Genomic DNA, 25,561 nt, shown 5'->3' on the forward strand with positions numbered 1-25,561 from the left:
AAGTTTTTTATCTGCACAATCAAATTCACAGACACGCAAATGATATAGTTATTTTGAAATCAATATGATAACGTACTGGCTGCCAGATATCAGATGATTCGTACACTATCCCCATATTCCACTTCTCTGTTCTTCCAGATGATCGAGAATAAAGTTATAAATATCTATGGATACGCTGTCAGGATAGTGTGTTCCATCTACGGTTGAAAATCCTTCTGATACCAGATGAGAATACACATCTATATAAGTAACACCACTTAAATTCGCCTGCATTGCTGCATTGAAGCTCTCAATCTCCGTATTGCTACAATACGGATCATTCTGCACTGGTCCTACGGAGACAAAATATGTCTGTGCTCCACGATTAGCCCATTCAGCTGCTTTGGAATTGATATAGCTGAGATAATCATTGACATGATAGAGGTCGTTGACTCCCATCAGAATAATGACCGCAGTGTTATCTTCTATCTGATCTTCTACCTGCGGCACGCCTGTTGATACCATCCAGTCATAACCCATGGAAGAAAGACAGGACCAGACGCTGTCATCGTTCACTGCATCTCTGAGTCCTTCTGTTCTGGAATCTCCGATGAAAACAAGCTTGTCTGCTGAGACTGTATCGGGATGATTTGGTTTGCTCAGCGTTCCCTGATCTGCCGGATTCTGTTCATCAGCTTCTGGTGTCGCTGTCGGCACTGGTGTTGACGTCGGCTTCGGTGTTGCTGTTGCTTTTGGCGTTGCCGTTGGTGTAGGTGTTGATGTTGGCTTCATCGCAGCCGGTCTTGGTGGGCCTGCAACTTCTGACGCATAAACGTTTGAGAACATACAGATTACTGCAATGCCTGCTGCTAATATTATTGATTTGATTTTATGTTTTTTCTGTCGTACTCACTCCCCTCAGAATGAATTCTCACATAATTACCTAATGGATATATCTGGCATCTATATATCGTAATTACATCCCCGGCATCATATCTGGCCATGAGAGGATTTCTTTAGAGATAATTTCTTCATAATCACCCTCAATATCCTGGCTTCTGCCTGCTTCGAATACGTTTGTCTCTGCTCCCCAGACACGGTCTTCGTATTCCCACACATGGAATCTCAGACCACGGAACATAAAGTCAAGGCTTCCACATCCATTTTCTTCTGTGTATTCATAATGAATATTTTTTGTTTTTAATGCTTCCTGCACTTTTTCTAATCGCATCGAAATACCTCCCGTTTGGATGATCAGTATATTTTCATACTGATTATTTTTACTGTAAAAATTACTACAACTATTACAGCATATACACAATTATCTGCTTAATATCTCTAAGATACGAAAGATAAATACAAATAACTGCAAATAGCTATAGTTTGCATCCCCATGTATACCCCATTACATAGAGATTATTATACCATACTCTGCAATATCCCATGTAATCTGAATACAACTTGGGGCATTCCGAAAATAGATATTGTATTACGGTTCACTCCGTTCTCAGCGGCATAATAACGCACGAACAGCAGCTACTCAATTCTTATTCTTCTTTGCCGGAACCGCCAGAATAATGATCGTCGCAATTACAAGCAAAGTTCCAATCAGATCTGGTGTCGTAAAGCTTACTTTCATCCAGACCGCGGTCAGCACCATCGAAGCTACCGGTTCCACACAGGAGAAAAGACTGGCTTTTACGGAGCCTATCATCTTCACACCTGTCAGGTACATGGAAAATCCGGCCATCGTTCCAAAAATAATAATAAAAGCCAGTGCCACAAATGTTTCTCCGTCAAAAATCACCTGATAGTTCCACGGACGAAATACTGCCATAAGCACCACGCCGCCAATCAGCATCCCCCATGCCAGTACAAGTGGTGTATCAAACTGCGCCTGCAATCTGGCTGGTTTTATCGTATATATGACTACTGAAACTGCCGAAATTAGTCCCATAATCAGTGCTTTCTGTGATAGTGCCAGTGAAGTAGGATTTCCATGTGTTGCGATCAGAAAAATTCCTGTCACCGCAAGGGTTACGCCCAGCACTTCTTTTTTCTCAGGAAGACGTTTTGTACGCAGACATACCCACACAACGATCAGCGCAGGTCCGAGATACTGAATGACTGTTGCAGTTCCGGCATTGGACCACTCGATTGTCTGAAAATAGCTGTACTGACACAACATCATTCCCGCCAGCCCGTAAATGATAATATCCCCCCTGTTTCTCTCTACTTCTCCAGATATCGAAGGTTTTTCCCTTAATTCTGATGAAATAGTAGCACAGAAGCAGAACTCCTGCTGTTACCAGACGTATCGGCACCAGCCAGGAGGCCGTTACCTCTTTGTTCTGAAACAGGAACTGACCACAGACACCGGAGATTCCCCACAAAATGCCGCCAATGATCGTCAGAAATGTTCCCAGAATCACCTCTCGTTTTTTGTTGTTTGAATTTGTTTTCTCATTCATAACGTATATATCCTGTCTACACTAATATAAATCAGAGATGAGTATAATCCGCAATACCAAAACTTGTCAAGGAATCAATTTGGGTGCAAAAAACCGCCACAGAAATGTGTTACTGTTCACTCCGTTCTCAGTAACACGCTTCGCGATGCACAGAATTTATGCTATTCGCATAAATTCGCGCGGTATGTCTCGGGATTTTGGCATTTTCATGCCAAAACACCTCGCGGGATAGTGACGTGTGAACAGTAACAGAAATGTTCGTTATCTGTGACGGTTTATATTATTTTTCGGAATTTATTCTGCAATAGTTTACTCACATACTTACACAGACCGTTTTCCATACGCTGTCTTTACATTTTTCTGATTCGATCAGATATAGTTTCCATCCTGTGCATTCTGTACTGCAAATACAGATTTCTTCTTTACGAAGTCTACTGCGTCTTTCACAGTAAGTCCATCCAGCTGCCAGTTTGTATAGAATCCATCCAGTCCTTTAAGTGTCTCGTCTTTTGCTGTGTTTTCATCAAGGACAAGAAGTACGATCAGTCCGGCTGCTTTGAGGTGACGAACAGTTTCTGCATAGTTTTCACTTGCTGCCGGGTGATACAGATAGGTATGTCTTCCAAGTACAGTCAGCCCTTTTTCTACCTGCTCTGCAAATTCAAGTGTGATTCCTTCTTTGCCGATTGGGAATTCTACGACAACCGGGGTCTGACCCTTAAGTCCGGCACGAACCTGCTCGTCTACTTTACCAATCTGGGATTTATCCTGGGAAACGAGAGTTTTTCTCACAACACCGCAGGCAGATGTCATGTTTGTGACACGGTCGATCAGAATCAGCTCTCCAAGTGTTCTGTGCTTGTCAAATTCGTCTACCACGATCTTCTCTGAGAACTCCAGAGTACAGGAGGCAATCTCATTTTTATTTAAAGTATAGGCGTTTTTCTTTTCGCCTGTGTTTACGTCTACGGAATAATTAATCTTTGTAACCAGACCTGGAATCATCTTTGTGCCAATCTTTACAAAGAAATTCTTGCCGTCTGTCAGGGCATTGTCGTCCATCCAGAGGATATCTGCTTCCACAGAGTCTGTCAGGACTGCACCGGAATCGATTGTGAGCACGCATCCTCGGGAAACGTCCACTTCTCTGTCAAGCTGGATGGTGACAGGCTGTCCCTGTACTGCTTCTTCAGCTTCTTTGTTTCCAACCAGAATACTCTTTACATGAGCTTCTTCCTTGCTCGGAAGTGTAGTTACAAGGTCACCGACTTTAATAGAGCCATTCTCGATCTGTCCCTGGAATCCACGGAATTCATGGTTTGGCCGGCAGACTCTCTGTACCGGCATGTAGAAACCTTTTTCTGTGTCTTCTTTGATGTCTACAGTTTCCAGATGTGTAAGGAGTGCTTCTCCTTTATACCATGGCATATTGTCAGATTTTGTTGTGACATTGTCACCTTCTGTGGCAGATACCGGAATAATGGTTACATTGGCAAGTTTTAGTTCCTCTACCAGTGCTGCGATCTGATTCTCGATCTCGCGGAAACGCTTCTCATCATAACCGATAAGATCCATTTTGTTTACTGCGAATACAAAGTAACGGATTCCCATCAGTGCGCAGATTCTTGCATGGCGTCTTGTCTGAACCAGAACTCCCTGGGAAGCATCCACAAGGATAACTGCCAGATCTGCAAAAGAAGCACCAACTGCCATGTTTCTGGTATATTCTTCATGTCCCGGTGTGTCCGCAACGATGAAGCTTCTGTTATCTGTTGTAAAATATCTGTATGCAACGTCGATTGTGATACCCTGCTCACGTTCTGCCATCAGGCCATCCAGAAGAAGTGAATAGTCAATGGCGCCGCCTCTGCTTCCTACCTTGGAATCCAGCTCCAGAGCTTTTTCCTGGTCTGCATAGAGAAGCTTTGCATCATAAAGAATATGTCCGATCAGAGTGGATTTTCCATCATCCACACTTCCGCATGTAATAAATTTCAATAATCCTTTCATCCTAGAAATACCCCTCTCTCTTTCTTCTCTCCATGCTGCCTGCTGCCTCGTGGTCGATCACACGGCTGGTACGTTCAGAGGAAACAGCACTTAATGTCTCATCAATAATCTCGTCCAGTGTATCTGCCTCAGATTCGATACCACCTGTCAGCGGATAACACCCAAGAGTACGGAATCTGACTTTTTTGTGCTCGATCTTTTCACCCGGGCGAAGTTTTAATCTGTCATCATCTACCATGATAATGTTTCCATCTCTGTAGATGACCGGTCTTTCTTTTGCAAAATATAATGGTACGATTTCGATATTTTCACGCTGAATATACTGCCAGATATCCTTCTCTGTCCAGTTGGAAATCGGGAATACTCGCATGCTTTCACCTTTCTGGATCTTGGTGTTGTAGAGTTTCCACATTTCCGGTCTCTGGTTCTTCGGATCCCATGCCTGAGCAGAATTACGGAAAGAGAAAATTCTTTCTTTCGCTCTGGATTTTTCTTCATCACGACGGCCACCGCCAAATGCTGCTGTGAAACCATATTTTGTCAGGGCCTGTTTTAATGCCTGTGTTTTCATGACATCTGTGTATGCAGAACCATGATCGAACGGGTTGATTCCTGCTTTCACACCTTCTTCATTGGTGTATACCAGCATATCGATTCCGTTTTCTTTTGCGACTCTGTCACGAAATTCGATCATTTCGCGGAATTTCCATGTTGTATCAATGTGCAGGAACGGGAAAGGTGGTTTCTCCGGGTAAAATGCTTTCAGCGCCAGATGGAGCATAACGGAGCTGTCCTTTCCTATAGAATAAAGCATAACCGGCTTTTCACACTCGGCTGCTACTTCTCGCATAATATAAATTGCTTCTGCCTCAAGCTCATCAAGATGAGATAAGTTACTCATTGCATTATCCTCCTCTGTTTATTAAATATATTTTGAAAAATCTGGCAGATATTTTTCTGCCATATTCTTGGAAAATTTTCTTTCAAAGTTAATTCCTGTCAATATTTATTGGCATCCTTCTTATTAACCTGAATCGTAATCTTTGTACCGTCCGGCTTCTCCACTGTCCATGTGGAAATGTCCGGCTTTTCTGACACGATCATGCTTGCGCCTCTGCCGCCCACATCAGCTCCAAGGAAGAAGCGGATGGCGTCGCGGCTGCATTCTTTGATACAGGAAGTACATCCCCAGCAGTCTCTTACCTGACGGATAAAGGCTTTTCCTTCTTTGTCCTTTTTAATCAGATTTCCGGGACAGGCTTCGATGCATTTGCCACATCCTACGCATTTGCTTTTCTGAATCCGAATGCTCATCTTTCACCTGCTCCTTTCTCTGCTGTATTTGCTGTTTCCTGCTTATCAGCGTTCTCTTTTGTTACCAGATCTCTATATAAAATTTTGATCTCACCATTTTCCATACGGGAGTTTACATATTTTATCCAGTCTTCACTCTGATCCGGATAATCTGTATTCTCTCCGAAGCTGTGCCATCTGGTTTCCTTTCTTGCTGCCAGATGTGCGATAACTGCGCGGCATACGATCAGTCGCTCACGAAGTTCATAGATCTGCATCAGCTCATAAGTATCTGTCGCTGCCAGTGTATCTACAACAGGAAGCAGTGCTGCGATCTTTTCATCTGCTTTCGCAAGGCTTGTCTCACTGTATCTGTAATCGGTTCCGATTCCGCCTGCATACTGATCCATGATCTTCTGCATTGCTTCTTCAAGCTGTTCTGCATTCATCAGGGAACGGGGCGAATTTAAGTGAGATTCATACTCTGCTTTCTTTGCTTCTGCTATTTCAGAAAGCTTCTGATCTTCTGCTATTTCTATATCTTTGGTTATTTTTGTTACGGTTTTCTCTTCTGCCTGCCCAGATGCATCTCGCTGTTTTTCAGTTGCCCCTTTGCCTCTGGTTTCGGCATCTTTATTACCCAGATATTCCAGAATCGCTTCCGCGGCGATCTCACCCTCTGCCAGTGCACCGGTTACATATTTCTGCGGGCATCCGCCTGCAACATCTCCGGCTGCATATAATCCCTCGATTGTTGTGGCTCTGTTATTGTCTACCCAGTAACCGCTGGCTGTATGTCCGCCTACGATATATGGCTCTGTACCTTCGATCTCTACGTTTTCTTCCGAAGGACCCTTGCCGGCTTCCATCCATTTCAAGGTCTGAGATGGTGCCATATTCAGGTATGCTTTATAGAGATCCTGTTCCTGTTCTTTGGAAATGCCTTCTGTTCTGAGATAGCAAGGACCATTTCCTTCCCTGTTCTCCATGACCGTACCATAAACACGCTGAGAAGTTGTCAGGCCGTATTTTGTCTCATAAATATCGCCATGTGCATTAACCTGTCTGGCTCCTACGCCCTGCGCGATAGTTCCTGTCGGAGCGATCGTATCTTTACATCTCAATGCGATGAAACGCATCTCGAAAGTTGTCATCTCTGCGCCGGAAAGTAATCCCATCGCATATCCTGCACCTGTGTTAAATGGCGGATACCACATCTTATGTCTGGAAAATCCCGGATTGTTCGGTCTGTAAAGTCCTGCCGCACCGCCTGTCGCACAAAGGACTGCTTCTGCGTCGATATCATAGAAAATATCTTCATTTACGCCAAATCCCACCGCACCTGTGATCTTTCCGTTTTCTGTTTTGTAGTCTGTAATGTTTACGTGGTTTAAAACTGTGACATTTTCCTGCTCAGCTGCCGCTTTTGCCAGGATTGGCTTCATGTTCTCGCCGTTGATCTTGATGTTTCGATTTCCTCTGGCAACGTATTTGCCATTTTCATCTTTCAGGATGACCAGACCCAGATCTTCCATCACTTTTGTCACGTGATTCAGTCTCTCCGACATGCTCAGAAGAAGATCTTCTCTGACGATTCCATGGGCATCCTTTTTGGCATAATCCACGTAATCCTGTGGAACTCTGCCTTCTGTGATATATGCGTTTAAGGCGTTGACACCTGCTGCCAGGCATCCGCTTCGTTTAATATTTGCTTTCTCTGCGATCAGAACTTTCCTGTTGCTTTTCTGACCGATAACGTATGCTGCAAAACATCCCGCTGTTCCGCCGCCGATGATTAGTACGTCGGTCTTGATTCTCTCTGTTCTCATACCCTTTCCTCCAGAAGTGTGTTAGATAATTACCGAATCATCTCTTACAGCTTCATTCTCAATCAGCTGTACCGTATCGCCTCTCAGTGCAAAAATCCTGTACAGGAACACATTAACGATTTCCCCTTCCCTGACATCTGCTTTCTCAAGGCTTCTTCTTGCTGTTACCACCGAATTGTTCACTCTGATCTGAAGTTCCAGATTATCTCCCCGGAAGGAAACTCGTTCAACCACTCCCTGAGATACGGAAGATCTGAACTTTTCTACTTCATCCAGTCTGGAAACTTTTACGAATTCCGGACGGACAATAATCTTGTCTGCACCCTCCGCCTGAGTAAATGTGTGGAAATCATCTGCATTTTTCAGTATAGATGGCTGTCCGAAGAAAGATGCGGTAAAAGCTGTCTCCGGGTTTCGGTAAACTTCTACCGGAGTGCCTTTCTGCTCAATCCGTCCTGCGTTGGTAATGATGATCTCATCCGCTACCTCGATTGCTTCATCCTGATCATGTGTAACAAAAATACTGGTAATTCCCAGCTTCTCGATCATTTCTTTCAACCAGCTTCTCAGTTCCTGACGAATCTTTGCATCAATCGCTGCAAACGGCTCATCCAGAAGCAGCACCTGTGGATTCGGTGCAAGGGCTCTGGCAAATGCTACCCTCTGTCTCTGTCCACCAGACAGCTGACTCGGATACCTTTTCTCCAGTCCTTCCAGACCTACCAGCTTTACCAGTTCTCTGACCCGGGTGTCTATCGTTTTTTTATCTACTTTCTGAACTTTCAGACCAAATGCTACGTTATCATAAACAGTCATATAACGGAACAGCGCATAATTCTGAAATACAAATCCGATTCCTCGCTCACTGGCCGGCACATCGTTGACTACTTTTCCATCGATAATGATCTCGCCGCTGTCCGGAGTTTCCAGACCTGCGATCATTCGAAGAATGGTTGTTTTTCCACTTCCACTCGGTCCCAGCAGGCCGATCAGCTTACCTTTTTCGATTCCGAAATTTACATTCTTTGATGCCTGGTAGGAACCATAGGTCTTATTTATATTTTTTAACTCTACATACATATCAGGCTTCCTTCTTTCCTTTGTATTCGATCACGCTTCTGACCACCAGAATGATAACTGCCATGATCACCAGCAATGAAGATACGGCAAACGCCGGAACATACTGAAACTCGTTAAATAAAATCTCGACATGGAGAGGAAGGGTATTGGTCTTTCCTCTTAAATGTCCGGAAAGGACGGATACTGCGCCGAACTCTCCCATGGCTCTTGCCGTACAGAGCACAACTCCATAAAGCAACGCCCATTTAATATGAGGAAAAGTAATCTTCCAGAAGATCGTCCAGCCGTTCGCTCCCATCAGTGCTGCGGCTTCTTCCTCGTCTGTTCCTTCTGTTTCCAGAACCGGAATCAGTTCTCTGGAAATAAAAGGAAATGTTACAAATACAGTTGCAATGATGATTCCCGGTACAGAGAATACAACTTTAATTCCGAATTTAATAAGGAAAAAGTAAACAGGACTCTGACGTCCGAAAATCAGAAGAAAAATCAGACCTGCGATGACCGGTGAAATCGTAACCGGAAGATCGATCAATGTGGTCAGCAGTTTTTTGCCCTTGAACTGAAACTTAGTCAGTGCCCAGGCTGCGAAGATACCAAAAATGGTATTAAAGATGACTGCGATCAGTGTTGCTTTGACCGTAAGGAGAAGTGCTTTAATTGTGTACTCATCCGTTACCGCCTCAAGGTAAACTTCCCAGCCGCTTCGCAGAGCCTCTGTGATCACAGTGATCAGCGGGAGGAGAAGCATTACTGCCAGAAACAGGACGCTGATACCGATCAGCAGCCATTTTGTGATTTTCTCTGAAGTCTTTACATTGTTGTCCATCAGGCATTTCCTCCCCTTAAGATTCTCGCGTTTCTCTGCTGGATCACATTATTGAGAAACAGAATGAAAAATGAAACCGCCAGCATCACCAGTGCGATCGCCGTTGCGCTGGAATAATCAAATTCCTGAAGTTCTGACATAATGATCAGCGGTGTGATTTCTGTGTAATACGGCTTATTTCCTGCGATAAATACGATACTTCCATATTCACCAAGGCATCTGCCAAAAGCAAGTCCGGTTCCTGCAAAAATCGCCGGTTTCAGTTCCGGAAAAATGACTTTCCAGAAAATCATTGATTTCTTTGCTCCCAGCACTCCGGCTGCTTCGCTGTAGGAATTGTCCATCTTCTCCAGAACCGGCTGTACGCTTCGTACAACAAACGGAATTCCTACGAAGATCATGGCTACTGTAATACCGATCCTTGTGTATGCGATCTTAATACCGAATCTGGCAAAAAAGCTTCCGACGAGTCCGGAATCGGAAGTTAAGGATGTCAGCGCGATACCTGCAACTGCGGTTGGCAGTGCGAACGGAAGCTCAATCATTCCATCCATGATCCGCTTGCCCGGAAATTCATACTTTACAAGTACCCATGCAAGGATAGTTCCCATAATTCCATTGATCACTGCTGCTGCAAAAGCGGATATGAAGCTTGTGTAAAAGGAAGCCAATACTCTGGCTCTTGTAATGGTTTCAATGAAATCTTTAAAGCTCATCTGTGCTGTGTAGATCACCAGACTGGCAAGTGGGATCAGAACCACCAGACTTAGTATGGAAATGGTAATTCCCATGGAGAGTCCGAATCCTGGAATCACTGGTTTATTTCTTTTTTTCATAATCAATTACCACCTCTCTGTCTCGTATGTCCTGCTGTCATTATCCTCGTCAATCTTTCATTTCATGCTTGTAAGTAAATGCACCAATTTCTTTTAACATTTTGCGGTTTATTCTGATTTGATTCCCATCTGAAAGCTGCTCTCAATCTACATATAGATGTTTTATCTCTCATAGATCTCATCAAAGATTCCGCCATCTGTGAAGTGCTTTTTCTGTACTTCATCCCATCCGCCGTAGTCGCTGATGTTTACCAGATCTACGCTCAGGTCAAACACATCATTGTGTTCTTTCAGGATCTTTTCATTGGTCGGACGGAAGTAGTTCTCTGCTTCAATCTCCTGCGCTTCGTCGGAATACAGATATTTTAAATACTCAGTTGCCACATCTCTCGTTCCTCTGTAATCCACTACTTCATCTACCACTGCTACAGACGGCTGTGCCAGAATACTCACACTCGGAGTAACGATCTCGTACTCATCCGGATAGTCACGCATGGAAAGATATGCTTCATTTTCCCATGCCACCAGCACATCGCCCTGTCCGTTCTCTACGAAAGAAGTGGTTGCCCCTCTTGCGCCGGAATCAAGAACTACTACATTCAGATAAAGCTTCCTGATAAAATCCTTCATCCGGGTTTCATCTCCGTCATACTTCTTATCTGCGTAAGCCCATGCTGCCATGTAGTTCCATCTCGCACCTCCGGATGTCTTAGGGTTCGGAGTTACCACACCCACACCATCCTTTATCAGGTCATCCCAGTCTTTGATGCCTTTGGGATTTCCCTTCTTTACCAGAAATACGATGGTCGAAGTATACGGAGAACTTTCATTGTCAAACTTATCCTGCCAGCCTGTCTCAATCAGTCCTGCGTTTTCAATGGATTCTATATCGTATTCCAGTGCCAGTGTTACTACATCTGCATCCAGACCATTGGCTACTTCCAATGCCTGTTTCCCGGAACCGCCATGGGACTGTGTCACTTCTACATCTTCCCCGGTTTTCTCCTTCCAGTGTTCTTCAAATATTTTGTTGTACTGTTCAAACATTTCTCTGGTAGGGTCATAGGAAACATTGGTGATTGACACTGTTTTTCCAAAAGCCTGTACCGGTGTCAGTGCCAGTACAGCTGCCAGGCCAAATGCAAATAATTTTCTGATCATTTATTTCTCTCCTGCTTTGCTTTACAGTAATACAAGTTCTTCCTTCTCAGATTCCGTTCCTTCTATATGGAAAGAATTCAGAACAGGATTCTCATTGTCCATCAGAGAAAGAATCATATAGCTTGCTGTGCTGTCATAAGCCAGTCGTTTATCTTCTTCTGAAGGTCTGGACGGGCTTTCCGGATGGGAATGCCAGTTTCCAAGAGGTACCAGACCATTCGCACGCATATCTTTTACTGCTGCAAGCTGTTCTTTCGGATCCAGCGAAAAGTGCTCATTGGAATGATCGATGTTTGTCAGGCAGTAAACCTTTTTGATAGATTTATCATTTCCATCCTTAGTTCCTGCGATCAATCCGCAGGCTTCTTCCGGAAGATTTTCTCTGGCGTGTTTTAAAATTATTTCGTAGTCATTCTTTGACATTGTGATCATGATTTTTCTTGCTCCTTTATCTCCAGCCGATATTTACGATCCGCTTTCGCTGCTTACTTATTGCTCTTTGTAGCCGAAGCAGAAGGCTTATCTGAATCGACCAAAGCGAATCAGATTCCGTCACATTCTGCCTGTTCATAGTCGATCAGCTCTGTGATTGTCGGATGCTCACCGCATACCGGGCAGTTCTTTACGTGTTTCGGAAGTTTGATCTTGCGGAATTCCATTGTAAGTGCATCATATGTAAGAAGATATCCTGTAAGAAGATCGCCAACTCCCAGAAGATATTTGATTGCTTCCATCGCCTGAAGGCTTCCGATAACGCCTCCCATCGCTCCGATAACGCCGGCCTGTTTACAGGTAGGTACGGCATCCTTTGGCGGCGGATCTTTGAATATACATCTGTAACATGGCCCTTCTCCCGGAACATATGTCATCAGCTGTCCCTGGAAACGAAGGATTCCTGCGTGAGAAAATGGTTTCTTTGCCATAACGCAGGCATCATTGATCAGGAATTTTGCCGGAAAATTGTCGGTTCCATCAATGATAAAGTCATAATCTTTGATCAGATCCATGATTGTCTCGGAATCTACGAAAGTCTGGTAAGTTTTAACTGTCACATCCGGGTTGATGGCTTCCATGGATTCTTTTGCGGAAAGTACCTTTGGTTTGCCGATATCTTTTGTTGCGTGGATGACCTGACGCTGAAGATTGGAAAGGTCTACCTCATCTGCATCTGCAATTCCAATCGTTCCCACACCTGCTGCCGCAAGGTAAAGAGCTGCCGGTGCTCCAAGTCCGCCTGCTCCGATGATCAGAACACTGGAATTGAGCAGTTTTTTCTGTCCTTTTGCTCCAACCTCTTTCAGAATGATATGTCTGGAATATCGTTCGAGCTGATCATTTGTAAATGCCACTATCTTCCACCTCCCATGAAGTACAGGAATTCAACGCTGTCGCCTTCTTTTAATGCGTAAGTTTCAAATTCTGCCTTGTCGATAAAGTCATCGTTTACAGATACTGTTACATACTGAGGAGTCTCTACATCTTCCTGTACGATCAGTTCTGCCACTGTGATTGCGTCTTTTACTTCTTTTTTATCTCCTGCTACTGTGATAACCATAATCTCTGTTCTCCATTTCTGTATGTTTTTATATGTGTAATTTTTTAAAGATTTTTATCAATGATTTCTTCCAGATCTGCCGCTTTCTTTGCTCCGGTCAGCTTCTCGATCTGTTCTCCGTCTTTCAGGAAAATCAGTGTCGGCGCCGACATAACTTTGTATTCTTCTACAAGTTCCTGCTCGTAAGCTACATTTACTTTTCCTATATAAATCTGATCACCGTATTTCTCTTCCAGCTTTGCAAATACCGGAACCATTCTCTTACATGGTACGCAGCTATCGGAATAGAAATCAATCAGTGTAAGTTTTCCTGGCTGGAAAGCTTTCTCTTTAAAAGTCTCTCCGTTTAATCTCTCTGCCATGATAGTTCACTCCTGTCAGTTCCTGTCTTTTTTATTCAGCCTCTTATTCTCAGTCTCTTGTCTTTTTTATCCGGCTTCCCGCTTTCACGGATCAGTCTCCTGCTTTCTTCACATAAAGTGTGTAGGTTCCATCTTCATTATCATCAAGTTTCAGGATCTGATGTCCTTCCTCTTTGATACTTCGTGGTACATTCTGTACCGGCTCTCCGTCATTCATGCGGATGGATAAGATCTGGCCTTCATCCAGTTCCTCCAGTGCTACCTTTGCTTTTACAAAAGTTACCGGGCAGACAACATCGGTAATATCTACAGTATCATCAAATTTAATCTCACTCATTTTCATATGCCTCCAGGATTTCTTTATTGAATTCGTCCTCGCCTACGCGGTCAATCGTAAATTTCAGTCTCTCACCGGCTTTCGCATTCTTCTCGAAGAATCTGATTGCTGCATCACACACCTTGAGAAGTTTTTCGTGATCTTCGATAAATGGAATCACTGTTTTTCCTTTATTAATGTGATTTCCGAAGATTCCTCCGAAAGAAACGATATATCCGTGAGTGTTGTCATAAGCGTCTGTCGGACAGGCTTTTGTACATCTTCCACAGAAGTTACATTTGGAAGAATCTACTGTGATCTTTCCATCTTCTAATGTGATGGCACTTTCACGACAAGCTTTCACGCAGACACCACACTGGATACATTTATCTTCCTGCCATGCTACTTTGATACCACCTTTGATTCCTACATCGTTCTCCTCTGCTTTTAAGCAGTTGTTCTGGCATCCGGTAACACCAAATTTAAATTTGTGAGGAAGCTCACGTCCAAAGTATCTCTCATCCAGTTCCTGTGCCAGTGCGTAAGTATCTATACATCCGCTTGGACAGATGGCTGCACCCTGACAGGCTGTGATGGTACGAACTCTCGGTCCGCACACACCCGGAACTACATCTCCCTCTTCCAGTGCCTCCTTCACTTCATCAATCTGGCTTAATTTGATGAATGGGATCTCCACACCCTGGCGGGAAGTAAGATGTACGTAGCCCTCACCATATTTCTCTGAAACCTCAGCTACTTTTGCAAGCTGTTTCGCATCCAGATGTCCGCCAACTACACGGATTCTTAATGAAAAATTATCTTTCTGTTTCTGGCGCATGAATCCGCCTTTTTTTAATGCTGCATAATCTGCCATTTTTCTTTCCCTCCTGTCAGAGTTTCCCTTGATTTTTGTTTACTTTTCTTTCTCTCGTTCACTTTACCGTAGTCAATCGGATATTCGCAATCCGCTTTCGCTACGTGGCTCTACACCAAATAACTGCTCCGCAGTTTATCAGAAGGGGCTTGTACCCCTTCTGATACAAGCAAGTCCCCACCCACTGCTTATTGCTCTTCACAATTGAAGCAGGGGACTTACTTGATTTGGTTAACTTGATGGCTATTTTCTACTTTTCATAGTTATTTGGTATGTTTTCTATGATATTACACGAAATGACATTATTTGTCAATAGTGTATCAAAATAAATACAATACGCATATGCCTGTTCCCAACCTAAAATGTGCTTGAAAAATACTCTGGCAAAAACGGTATGAAAAAAGCAGCATCCTGTAAATACAGAATGCTGCGGTCAAATCTCAATATTTTATTCAGCAGAAGCTGCTGCCTTTTCTTTTTCCGGGAAAAGTTTTCCGAATACGAATCTTACGAACGGACCTGCATAAAAGATCTGCCAGAAGAATGCCATCGGGAAGTTCATTGCTGTTGTCTGAAGCCATGTCGGGATGATCTGGCTTACCGGTGCATGTTTGATCAGTACAGTTGCCGCAAAGCTCATGCACGGGCACATAAATGCAACTGACACTGCTGAAATTGCAAGTACAAGGTGGAACGGATTATCTCTTCTCATATCCACAATACCAAATGCAACCTTCTTTGCAAGAGCACCGATGATAAAGAAATCAAGGATAAACGCGATCGGTCCCATAAATACTAATTCATGAAACGCTAAGAGAAATGTCTCATTCGTCATTGTTCCTGTATTTAATACAATATTGTAGCAGATCATTGCATAAACCATCACAAATACCATGATGATCGTAAAAATTACTTCCTGAAACTTGTTTTTTGGCATAAAAAATCCTCCTTAAATAGTACATGAATAACATAAACAGAAATTTGTGTTGTTCATAACCATCCAGGGAGGATGTACCGTTTCCAATAAAACCAAATATCTTTCTCTTAAATTTACCGTTGGTTATTATACGGATTCCGGATGGAAAAGTCAAGAATTTTTTTCAATATCCATTTTTTTGTTTCTTATATCACTTTTGTAACTTATATACAAAGAATATGGAGAGATATTGTTTAAATATACTATAAATATGGTACTCCAGGGATTTCCGGGTAGCTGCCCATTCCGATCAGCAGTTCCAGTCCTATCTGTCTGGCATTCAGTACCGCTGTTTTTGCCGCACTGGCATCACCGGAAACCGCTAGGATCACCTCATTAGAATGGCTGGTGCCTTTATCAGGAGTCATATATTTTGCAATGGAAAGAGAAGCCGACTTCATCGCCGTATCTGCCATCACCAGCCCGATTGCAGCCGGAGAACCTGCCATGAATCCAAATGCCTCTCCGATTGGCGCTCCGAACGCTTTATTCAGTGCCTGTCCTGCACTGGCTGAGTAAGCAAATTCTAAATGACCACTCTCACTGATATACAGTTCTCCTGCATATTTATTGGTCAGCTCCAGAGCCATAGACACCGCATGTCGTACATCAGAGACATCCGTTCCACCAAGAACAATATAATTTCCATGTCCACCCCAGCCCTTAGTATCTCTCGGTAATTCTATAGAAAGGACCTCTGTGTTGGTCGCTTTTACCGCATCGTCAATGGCAGTGATCTGTCCTGCTGCTCCGGTACGGGAACTAAATAGCCCCAGACAGTGATATTTCGTTCCCACGTTCATTTCATTAAGCAACGTATCATCGATTCCGGAAATTACCAGCCCGATCGTATCCAGAACTGCAGTGCCCACAAATTCACTACGTGTACAGTGTGTACTGATATTGTGTACGTCTATCATTTTGTACCCCCTCCATGTTTACCCCATAGCATTTTATATATATGATTTTATCCAAAGTAGATTTTTATATTTTTAGCTTATCATGCTCCGAGATGATAAGCAATAAAATTATAAAATATATGATGTCAAACCTCTGCTTCATCTGGAATACTATCCCTGTCCTTTCCGAAACAGAAGAACTCTATGGACTCATTATAACGCAAACACCCAAATTCAACAAGAAAAAGTTTTCGACAAAAAACCCGCCTCCCGCAGATTTTCTCTGCAGAAGCCGGGATTTTTATGTAAGTATAGTAATGAGAATATGTCAGATACATGGCTAAGGTTCATAGGGCCATATACATCTGTAACAATTGAATATCGCAAATATCCATCTGCCATAGCCTGAGCCATAAACAAGAACTTTATTTAACAATCATACCAGTCTTCCTGTCACTAAAGATTGCAACCTCAATCAGGAAGATGATACCAAGGATGAGCTGCTGTAACTGTGTCGGCATCATCAGCATTACCAGACCACTGGAAAGTACTTTGTATGTCATAACACCAAGGATGATGTTATAGAATCTTACTTTAGCACCACCGTTTACAGGCATTCCGCCAAGTACCAGAGCGATCATGATCTGTGTTTCCAGCTGGTTACCTGCTGTAGATGTAACGGAACCTACTTTGATGGCATTTACGAATGCTGCAAGTCCTGTGATACAGCCTGCTGCCACAAATACGAGGATCTTTGTAGTCTCTACGCGGATACCTGCGAATCTTGCAGCTGTTTCACCAGCACCGATTGCCTTCAGTCTGGAGCCCAGACCTGTGTAAGTGAATACAAGGTATGCCACTACGAAGATGAGCACTGTGAAAGTAAGCATAAATGGCAGTGTGTTGTATTTGGAAATATCACTTACTGCATAAACAGGTGAGTTAGTTGTTGCATAAGCACAAACTCCGCGGAACAGATACATGGTACAGATTGTAACAATGAAGCTTGTGATTTTTCTCTTAACATTGAAGTAACCATTGATCAGTCCGATCAGTCCGCCTGTTACCACACCACCCAGAGCTGCCAGAACCATGTTGTAATGGGAAAGGTAGCAGACTACGATGGAAGCAACACCAAGCATGGAGCCCTGGGAGAAATCCAGGCCACCCATTGTCATTACCATGAACACACCGATAGATGAGATCAGCAGCATGTATGACTGGCTCAGAAGCAGTGATATATTTTTCGGCTGAAACAGTCTGCCGTCTGTGAGGAATGCAAATAATACACAGATGATCACGAATCCTGCAATAGGAAGGATCGTACGCACAATGGGACGTTCCAGAAATGGTACTTGCTCAGTTGATTTTTTTGTTGTACTCATTTTTTTACCCCCTTAAATCATATTGTCAATCAGATCTGTGTCTTTCAGATCCGGAGAGCGAAGGAATTCACCATTGATCTTACCGTCCTTCATGATCAGGATACGGTCTGCCATACCCAGAAGCTCCATGATTTCTTCAGAGATCATAATAATAGATTTTCCTCTTTTTCTCATATCGTTCATCATGGCGTAGATATCAGCTTTAACTTTGACATCAATACCACGTGTAGGGGAGTCAAGGATGATCAGGTCGGAGTCCTTTCCAACCCAGCGTGCAAGAACGACTTTCTGTTTGTTACCGCCTGAAAGAGCGGATACAAACTGGTCAACGCCTGTCATTTTTGTACTCATCTGTTTTGCAAATTTATTGGCAAATTCATTCATCGTCTTTGCGCGAAGGAATCCATGAGTCTTCAGATCTTCCAGAGATGGAAGACAGATGTTATCGCCAATTGTATCATTGATGACCAGAGACTCATTGTCACGGTCCTTGGAAGCATATGCAATACTGTGTTTGATGGCATCCGGAATGGAATTGATCGGTGTGCCGTCTCCCAGAGTTACACTTCCCTGACGGAAATAGGAAGCTCCGAAAAGTGCCTTTCCAACCTCATGCATACCACATTCGGAAAGTCCTCCGATACCAAGGATCTCACCTTTGTGAAGATCAAGGTTTAGGTTCTCGATCTGTCCTTTTACTGTCACGTTCTTTGCAGAAAGAACAACTTCATCAGATACCTTTTCGCCGTAGTCTGTACGATAGTAGCTGTCACCGATCTCACGGCCTACCATTAAGGCTTTCAGTCTGTCAGGTGTAGCTTCTTCCTTTGTGATGGAACCGATCTTCACACCATCTCGAAGTACGCTGATGTTATCAGACTGCTCAATAACTTCCTCAAGGTCATGGGAAATAAAGATTACGCAGTTTCCTGTATCACGAACTTTATGCATTACCTTGAAAAGCTCTTCACGGCCTTTCTGGCCAAGCGCTGTTGTTGTCTCGTCTACAACCAGAACCTTCGGATTAAAGTAAGTAGATTTTACAATTTCAACTAACTTACGATCCTCGAAATTATAATCGTCGATTACTTTTGTTGCATCAATATAATTGAATCCATAGCTGTCCAGATATTCCTGAGCTTTCTTGTTCATTGCTGCTGTATTTTTGATACCATATTTGGTAAACTGATCCTCGTTTCCAAGGAAAATATTCTCTGCCACAGTCAGTCCGGAAAGTGTTCCGATCTCCTGTACGATGATGGCTACACCCTGATGGTTGGCTTCAACCTGGTTTGTTGCAGTGATCTCTTTTCCTTCAAGGATAAACTTACCGGAATCTTTCTGGTAAATGCCTGTCAGACAGGATGTCAATGTGGATTTACCGGAACCATTTTCACCGATCAGTGCGTGGATCTCACCTTTATTGAATGTAAAGGAAACGTTGTCCAGGGCGTGTGTGATGCCAAAATGTTTATCAATATTTTCTGCTCTTAATAATATTTCACCCATAATCGTTCTCCTTATTTTACTACAAGACCTTTAACCGGTTTGGTTGTCAGTGCAACGATTGCCAGCAGTGCAACACCTGTTACCACGTTCTGGATAGTAGTCGGAGCACCAAGTGCAACGAAACCATTGAACATAAGCTGGATAATCATCTCACCGATCACGATAGCGATAACCGGATGGCCGTATTTCTTAAATGCCAGTCCAAAGAAGGTTCCCATCAGAGGAGTAAAGTTACGGCTCATAGAGGAAAGGTTGGAAGCTGATGTCATGGAAGTACCAAAGCTGATTGTCAGGATTGCCTGAAGTCCGAAGAAGAAACCTGCAAGAGTAAAGGCTACGATTTTATATTTGGAAACATTTACACCCATGTTCTTTGCAACAACTTCATTGCTTCCGATTGCGTATGTATAAGTACCGATTTTTGTGTATTTCAGGATGAATGCACAGAGCAGATATGCGATCAGTGCCAGGATCAGGTTGACCGGATAATCACCGAATGCTCTGTAGCTTGTGGAAAGGATTACGTTCTTTCCGTTTGTGGCATATACACTGAACGCCTCGTATATCAGCGACAGGGCACATGTAACGATCAGGGAAGAAATGTGTAATTTGATATAAACCACACCATTGATGAGACCAATGATCGTACCACAGATCAGCGGCGCAATGATAAGACCGGCATAACCGAATTTCTCACTTGCGTTGCAGGCGATAATGGATGAAAGTACGATATTGGCACCAACGCTCATATCGAAAGGTCCCATTACGCAGATAAAGTAAAGGCCGCATCCGCCAACTGCGTAAATTAATGCTGATTTCATATAAGTGGCCAGTTTCGCCGGGGAACCGAAAGTAGTCGGTGCCAGTACTTTAAATACTGCCCAGAAAACTACAAGCATAAGAACCAGAAGGCCGATTCCATAATACTGGCTTTGTTTGAGTTTTTTCATAACCATTCTCCTTATTCATTTCTCCGCCCGCCAAAAGCAGGAGGTCAGACACTTCCTCAGGGTTTGGCCTTTTGCTTCGAGCGGGCACTGACAATTACCTCTTAAAAGTTTCTCCACTGCCCTTTGGAGAAAAGGCAGTGGAGCATAAGTTCATCATATTAGTTGCTGTGACGGGAAATAACATCTTCAATAGAAAGTGATGTAGCTGCTTTGTTCAGATCATCAAAGCTGTATCCTGCTAATTCAACAAGTTCTTCATCTGTGTATGGATCGTCATCTACAAAGTATTTCTTGTAGTTTTCATAGTCTTCAGAGGAAGATACATACAGGTATGGGAACTGGATCTCATATCCGAAGGATCCTTCATCTTTTACATAGTTGCCTTTGATTGCGTTATATGTGATAAGGAATGCATATAACGGATCACAGAAGTGTCCGCCTGATTCAGCAAACATTCCGCCTGATTCAAGCTGCTCGCCAAGGTCATCAAGGAAGTCTGTGGAAACAACGTCGATCTTTCCTGTAAGTCCTTCGTTTGCCAGAGCACCGATGGAACCAACAAGTGGGTCACCGCCGCCACCTGCAACGATCAGAGCGTCCATATCAGGATTGGAGTTGTAAAGGGAAAGAGCTGCTGCTGCACCTTCTTCAGAAGATGTGTTAGCATATACAGGCTCTGTCATTGTTGCCTGGTCATCCGGGTTAGCTTCATTCCATTCGTCAACTGCCTGTTTGTAACCTTTCCATCTCTGCTGGAAGGTAGCATCACCAACTGTCCATGCTTCAAGACCGATGTTTCTGTCACCGTTCTCAAGAAGCAGGTTAACCAGTGTATATCCGTTTGTTACTTCGTCTTCATGAACTGCGCCAAGATAATACTGGGAGTTGCATGCTGTCTGATATACTTCAGGGCTGTTCTCTTCGGAGATGATACGATAGAACTGTGTAAGGTAAACCTGGTTTGCATCACATGTCTGGATTGCAGATGTCATTTCGGAGTCTGCAGAGTTACAGATTACGATACCGTTACATCCTGCTGCGCAAAGCTGTTCAACAGAAGCTGTAACCTGCTCAGATACGTGACCCTGGTCAACATACATTACATTAACACCAAGAGCATCAGCTGCTTTGTCGATGATTTTTTTACTCTGGCTTCCAAGTACGTCTGTGGAGCTCCAGATGGAAACACCGATTGTGATGTCGTCGTCAGCTGCCTGTGTTGTAACTGCGCTCATTGGTAAGGAACCAACCATTGCTGCTGTTGCTGCGATAGCAACGGCTTTTCTCATTCTTTTTTTCATGTTGTAAAACCCTCCTTGAAAAAATTTGCTTTTTTGATTTTTGTGAGCGGAAGTTTAAGTTCACGGGACTTCCGTTCCTCTGTGATTCTATTAAACCATACTTTGGCTTTGTTCAGTTAGGACATATTTGGAAAATTTTGTTGCACATTTTTGACCAGTTTGTATATAAAAGTTGGACAAATTATGAATAGCTTGTGCAAAATGATGCTAAATTATCCAATTTTGAAATCCTGCTATTGTTATTTTCCAATATATAATAATAGGAAAGAATCCTGACCGCACAGCTTTGTTATATCATAAAAAAACTATATCGGAATATTCCAGAATGTACCAGACATAGAAAAAGATCTTCTGCGTTAGAAGATCTTTTTCTATGCTATATTTAAATGAGCTCATTTATCATTAGACAAGATTATTTCTGTACTCTCTCGGGCTGCTTCCCATCTTTTTGCGGAATACTCTGCTGAAGTAATTATAATCGTCATATCCCACCAGGAACGAAATCGTCTCAAGTTTCTTATCCTGATCCTTCATAAGTTCTGCCGCTTTCTCCATCCTGATTCTGGTAAGGAAAGCAATGATTGTCTCACCATATTTCTGGCTGAATATCCTTGAAAGATAGCTGGCATCCATATGATACTCCTCTGCCAATGCAGTAAGGGTGATATTTTCATGATAGGAGCGTTCAATATATTTGTGAATCTGCTCTACCTGCTGCACGATGGAATTGGAATCCGACTCTTTATCTTCTCCGTTCTCCCATAAACTGTTCAGCAGAATTTTCAGCGCGGCAAACAGAGATGGTGCATTGAGACATTTCATATAATAATCAATATTATCCATTGCCTCCTCTGCCTGTGCGGTAAGTTCCGGGCATTTTTCCTGCACATAACGGTACAAAATCCCGGTAATTCTGCCTACATACTGTTTCACATCCAGATAACTCCAGGTACCGTCATCACACGCACCGAACTTACAAGTCTTAAAGATCAGCTTCTCTGTCTCTGATCTCTGCCCTGTCTCCAGTAAATGATACAGTTCTGTTTCCATATGAACAGGTGCTGACTTCCCGATTGTCTGATTCTCACCACTTTTATCTTCCGGACACAAAAGAACACAATGACTTCTGCTGAACGGACGGGTAACCAGCGCAGAAATCAATTCTCTGTAAACCGTTCCGATGTCATCCAACGAGCTGGTCTGTTCATGAATGGCCACAGAAACCGGACCGTACTCTTCCATAGAAAATTCCTTCAGAATATTGTCGGCAAGTGTCTTGAGCGCTTTCGCATCCGCTGTCTCTACGATTAGAAATTCACTCATTTTATTGCTATTGTTAAAAATAATCGGATTTCCGGCATCACCTGTGAGTTCTTTTAAACACGACTTAATCTTCCATGACATCTGAAGATTATCATGGTCGAACCGCTCTGCAATTTCTGTAATGTTATAAAATTTCACCATCAGGGCAGCTACTTCTGAGAAAGTACTTGTGCTGGATACATGAGTCTGAGCCGCAGACTGACCATACAGCTTTCCGGAAAGTAATGCTGAGTATTCACTGTCCTCCAGAAACGAAGAAAGCTTATGCTCCTGAATACGGCTGGTCTCATCCTGCCTTTTTGCATTCTCCCGTTCTTCCAGAACTCCCAGTGCTTTGGTCAGAACTTTAACCATTTCTTCTTTTCCTACCGGCTTCAGAAGATAATCCAGGCCACCGGACACAAACACACCTTTTACTTTCTCAAAATCATCATAGCCACTAATTGCAATCGTTACAATATCCGGATATTCTGTCTGAAGTTTCTGCAGCAATTCCAGACCACTTAAGAATGGCATATTAATATCCGTAAGAATAATATCTGGATGCTCCTCCGGGATTCTCTCGATAACCTCCTCACCGTCGCAGGCTGGCTCCAGAAATTCCAGAGAATATTCTTCCCATGGAATCAGACTCCGGATATTTTCGCGGCTCCAAAATTCATCGTCCGCTGCAAGAACTTTGTATTTCATGGATTTCAATTTTTTCTCCCCTCCGTGTTATCTTCATGTCAATCGGATATTCGCAGTGTTTTCCGTCGCAATAGCCGGCACAGTGATCGTTACCGTCGTTCCCTCTCCCATTGTACTCTCAATATGTAATCCATATTCATCGCCAAAGAGCTTTTTCAGACGCGCATTGACATTCAGGATTCCGATAGAAACACCAGATTCCACACGTTTCATATCATTTTGTTCCAGCAACCGGTTCATAGATTCCGCATCCATTCCGGCACCGTTATCAGAAACTGTGATGACCAGGTTTTCATCTATATGCTCTGAACGTATCAGAAGCTTCTTGTCTTTACGGCGTACATTTCTAAGCCCATGTGACAGTGCATTCTCCACAACCGGCTGAATGCAGATTCGCGGCATCTCGTCCTGAAGTGTATCGCTGTCTATCTGGTAATCATATGCAATCGCAGAGCCATTTCTCACATCCATTACATAGAGGTAATTTCTCACATGAGCCATCTCATTCTGCATAGTGGAAAGCTCGTCCGTCATATTCAAACTATAACGGAAAATCGCAGACAGGGAACGGCACATTCCACTTACCAACGGACAATTCTGTGCATTCGCGATACCACTCATCGTGTCCAGTGTATTATAAAGGAAGTGCGGATTGATCTGTGCCTGAAGCATTTTATATTCTGTGCGCTCCACCAGCATTTTGTGCTGTAGTTCTTCCTGTGCCATCACTTCCATACGGTCAAGCATTTCATTAAACTCCGTACCCAGAGTCGTCAGCTCCTGTGACCATCCGACCGGCTGCACACGAAGTGTGGTTTCTCCATTCTTAATCCGCGTAATCGTACTGCTCATTTCCTCTACCGGTTTTGTCATCCACTGCGATACAAACAATACCAGCACCATGATGGCAAAAATCATAGCCGTCATTATAATAAGAAGTGTTCTGATCAGTGCCTTCTGTGCCGCTGTAAGAAGTGACTGCGAAACAAGCACAAACGCTTCCAGATTATAATTCTCCTGTGGCACCTGGATCAGGTAATTTCCTTCATATTCCTGTTCCAGATCATTCGATTTATAATAGCCCTCAATTACCTTCGCAAGCTGCTTTTGGATTCTGCGCTGAGTTTCTGAAGCCTGACCGGTGATCGCTATTACCTGGTCATTCAATGGCTGAAGCCATAAGCAAACCTGCTCCACATCTACATATTTCGCCATAATAGAGGTAAATGCAGCACTGTTGATGTCACAGACAAGATATCCCAGACTGCTCCTGTCTGCATCATAATTATGAAGCTTCAGGACAAACCGGATAATATCTTTTTTCGCAACAGGATTATGATAGCCTGAGATCATCAGGTCTGTACGGTCCCCATGTACATAATCATAAACCCGGTCTGCATTGTCATCATAATCTGCCTTATAAATATTTCTCGGATAAGTAACTGAATTATAACGATAAGTACTGATCAGATTATCCTTCGTATCATAGAGATACATAGCCAGAACCTGATCCTCCTTCGTAAATCGTCTTCTCGCAAAATACCAGCTTCTCCAGTAATAGTCCTTCAGACTGGCATCCTTCTCTGCCGCATCGCGCATAGCACTTATCAGATCCTGTTCACTGTAAATTGTGAGCATTTCACCACGTATCGTATGGATAAAATCAGACAGATCTGTCTGCATTTTATTCAATGACAGCTCATGGTCTGAAATACTCTCCGCCCGGATTTGTCTGCGCAATGACTGATGAAACAGAAATGTCTGTAAAAGCAGTGCAAATACTACGCTGCTGATACACAAAACGAGCAGAGCTTTTCGCATCGTCCATCTTTTCTCCATTATCCGTATCCCCTCAAAAACTATCGTGATTTATATAATTATAATACAGAAATTCCCCCTTGAAAAGAAAAAAGAAAGCAGCGGGAACCCACTGCTT

The 25,561-nt window shown here is 43.2% G+C and carries 25 protein-coding genes; all 25 read right to left on the reverse strand.

From position 1 onward, the window contains the following. Positions 1-105: 105 nt before the first annotated feature. Positions 106-825: an SGNH/GDSL hydrolase family protein gene (locus tag AC058W_RS10755; protein WP_118411124.1), complete on the reverse strand. Its 720-nt coding sequence runs from the start codon at positions 823-825 to the stop codon at positions 106-108. A 130-nt stretch (positions 826-955) separates the two neighbouring features. Then, positions 956-1,210, reverse strand: coding sequence for a kinase (locus AC058W_RS10760; RefSeq protein WP_117674972.1), 255 nt, complete (start codon positions 1,208-1,210; stop codon positions 956-958). 309 nt (positions 1,211-1,519) lie between these two features. Next, positions 1,520-2,257: a DMT family transporter gene (locus AC058W_RS10765; RefSeq protein ID WP_479390087.1), complete on the reverse strand. Its 738-nt coding sequence runs from the start codon at positions 2,255-2,257 to the stop codon at positions 1,520-1,522. Positions 2,258-2,819: 562 nt separating this feature from the next. Beyond that, a complete protein-coding gene (locus AC058W_RS10770) occupies positions 2,820-4,460 on the reverse strand; it encodes a sulfate adenylyltransferase subunit 1 (RefSeq protein WP_117674976.1) in 1,641 nt (546 codons plus the stop codon). A gap of 1 nt (position 4,461) precedes the next feature. Continuing rightward, positions 4,462-5,361 carry a sulfate adenylyltransferase subunit CysD gene (gene cysD, locus AC058W_RS10775; RefSeq protein WP_117674978.1) on the reverse strand — a complete coding sequence of 300 codons (900 nt, stop codon included), beginning with the start codon at positions 5,359-5,361 and terminating at the stop codon, positions 4,462-4,464. A gap of 98 nt (positions 5,362-5,459) precedes the next feature. Then, positions 5,460-5,774, reverse strand: coding sequence for a 4Fe-4S dicluster domain-containing protein (locus tag AC058W_RS10780; protein ID WP_117674980.1), 315 nt, complete (start codon positions 5,772-5,774; stop codon positions 5,460-5,462). Then, the gene (locus AC058W_RS10785; protein ID WP_118411125.1) at positions 5,771-7,582 is read right to left on the reverse strand and encodes an adenylyl-sulfate reductase subunit alpha; all 1,812 of its coding nucleotides are present in this window, start codon (positions 7,580-7,582) and stop codon (positions 5,771-5,773) included. The genes AC058W_RS10780 and AC058W_RS10785 overlap by 4 nt, the downstream gene beginning before the upstream one ends. A gap of 21 nt (positions 7,583-7,603) precedes the next feature. Then, positions 7,604-8,662 carry a sulfate/molybdate ABC transporter ATP-binding protein gene (locus tag AC058W_RS10790; protein ID WP_118136165.1) on the reverse strand — a complete coding sequence of 353 codons (1,059 nt, stop codon included), beginning with the start codon at positions 8,660-8,662 and terminating at the stop codon, positions 7,604-7,606. Between the two features lies 1 nt (position 8,663). Further along, a complete protein-coding gene (gene cysW / locus AC058W_RS10795) occupies positions 8,664-9,488 on the reverse strand; it encodes a sulfate ABC transporter permease subunit CysW (protein ID WP_118411126.1) in 825 nt (274 codons plus the stop codon). Beyond that, positions 9,488-10,324, reverse strand: a complete 837-nt coding sequence (gene cysT / locus AC058W_RS10800) for a sulfate ABC transporter permease subunit CysT (protein ID WP_118411127.1) — start codon at positions 10,322-10,324, stop codon at positions 9,488-9,490. Before cysT ends, cysW begins: the two co-directional genes overlap by 1 nt. Positions 10,325-10,486: 162 nt before the next feature. Further along, positions 10,487-11,485, reverse strand: a complete 999-nt coding sequence (locus tag AC058W_RS10805) for a sulfate ABC transporter substrate-binding protein (RefSeq protein WP_118247513.1) — start codon at positions 11,483-11,485, stop codon at positions 10,487-10,489. A gap of 21 nt (positions 11,486-11,506) precedes the next feature. Beyond that, the gene (locus tag AC058W_RS10810) at positions 11,507-11,917 is read right to left on the reverse strand and encodes a M67 family metallopeptidase (protein ID WP_117674993.1); all 411 of its coding nucleotides are present in this window, start codon (positions 11,915-11,917) and stop codon (positions 11,507-11,509) included. 110 nt (positions 11,918-12,027) lie between these two features. Next, positions 12,028-12,834: a HesA/MoeB/ThiF family protein gene (locus AC058W_RS10815; RefSeq protein WP_118247514.1), complete on the reverse strand. Its 807-nt coding sequence runs from the start codon at positions 12,832-12,834 to the stop codon at positions 12,028-12,030. Further along, positions 12,834-13,040, reverse strand: coding sequence for a sulfur carrier protein ThiS (gene thiS, locus AC058W_RS10820; protein ID WP_117674997.1), 207 nt, complete (start codon positions 13,038-13,040; stop codon positions 12,834-12,836). The genes AC058W_RS10815 and thiS overlap by 1 nt, the downstream gene beginning before the upstream one ends. Positions 13,041-13,084: 44 nt before the next feature. Continuing rightward, a complete protein-coding gene (locus AC058W_RS10825) occupies positions 13,085-13,402 on the reverse strand; it encodes a thioredoxin family protein (protein WP_117674999.1) in 318 nt (105 codons plus the stop codon). Between the two features lie 91 nt (positions 13,403-13,493). After that, positions 13,494-13,739 (reverse strand): sulfurtransferase TusA family protein, encoded by a 246-nt coding sequence (locus AC058W_RS10830; RefSeq protein ID WP_117675001.1) that lies wholly within the window; start codon positions 13,737-13,739, stop codon positions 13,494-13,496. Next, complete coding sequence (locus AC058W_RS10835) at positions 13,732-14,592, reverse strand: 4Fe-4S binding protein (protein ID WP_479390072.1); 861 nt, start codon at positions 14,590-14,592, stop codon at positions 13,732-13,734. The genes AC058W_RS10830 and AC058W_RS10835 overlap by 8 nt, the downstream gene beginning before the upstream one ends. Before the next feature lie 448 nt (positions 14,593-15,040). After that, on the reverse strand, positions 15,041-15,529 hold the full coding sequence (locus AC058W_RS10840) for a DUF2798 domain-containing protein (RefSeq protein WP_118136177.1): 489 nt from the start codon (positions 15,527-15,529) through the stop codon (positions 15,041-15,043). A 242-nt stretch (positions 15,530-15,771) separates the two neighbouring features. Further along, a complete protein-coding gene (gene pduB / locus AC058W_RS10845) occupies positions 15,772-16,488 on the reverse strand; it encodes a microcompartment protein PduB (RefSeq protein WP_119242286.1) in 717 nt (238 codons plus the stop codon). Between the two features lie 404 nt (positions 16,489-16,892). Then, positions 16,893-17,852 (reverse strand): ABC transporter permease, encoded by a 960-nt coding sequence (locus AC058W_RS10850; protein WP_117675010.1) that lies wholly within the window; start codon positions 17,850-17,852, stop codon positions 16,893-16,895. Positions 17,853-17,864: 12 nt separating this feature from the next. After that, positions 17,865-19,361 carry a sugar ABC transporter ATP-binding protein gene (locus AC058W_RS10855; RefSeq protein ID WP_019163060.1) on the reverse strand — a complete coding sequence of 499 codons (1,497 nt, stop codon included), beginning with the start codon at positions 19,359-19,361 and terminating at the stop codon, positions 17,865-17,867. Positions 19,362-19,372: 11 nt separating this feature from the next. Next, complete coding sequence (locus AC058W_RS10860; RefSeq protein ID WP_117675012.1) at positions 19,373-20,311, reverse strand: ABC transporter permease; 939 nt, start codon at positions 20,309-20,311, stop codon at positions 19,373-19,375. A 158-nt stretch (positions 20,312-20,469) separates the two neighbouring features. After that, complete coding sequence (locus AC058W_RS10865) at positions 20,470-21,612, reverse strand: sugar ABC transporter substrate-binding protein (RefSeq protein WP_118609355.1); 1,143 nt, start codon at positions 21,610-21,612, stop codon at positions 20,470-20,472. A 402-nt stretch (positions 21,613-22,014) separates the two neighbouring features. Further along, the gene (locus AC058W_RS10870) at positions 22,015-23,625 is read right to left on the reverse strand and encodes an AraC family transcriptional regulator (RefSeq protein ID WP_243102385.1); all 1,611 of its coding nucleotides are present in this window, start codon (positions 23,623-23,625) and stop codon (positions 22,015-22,017) included. Positions 23,626-23,658: 33 nt separating this feature from the next. Then, entirely contained in the window at positions 23,659-25,464 is a 1,806-nt protein-coding gene (locus AC058W_RS10875; RefSeq protein ID WP_243009938.1) for a histidine kinase, read from the reverse strand. Positions 25,465-25,561 lie beyond the last annotated feature (97 nt).

This window comes from Blautia sp. CGZ-1-C1 (genome assembly GCF_056504575.1).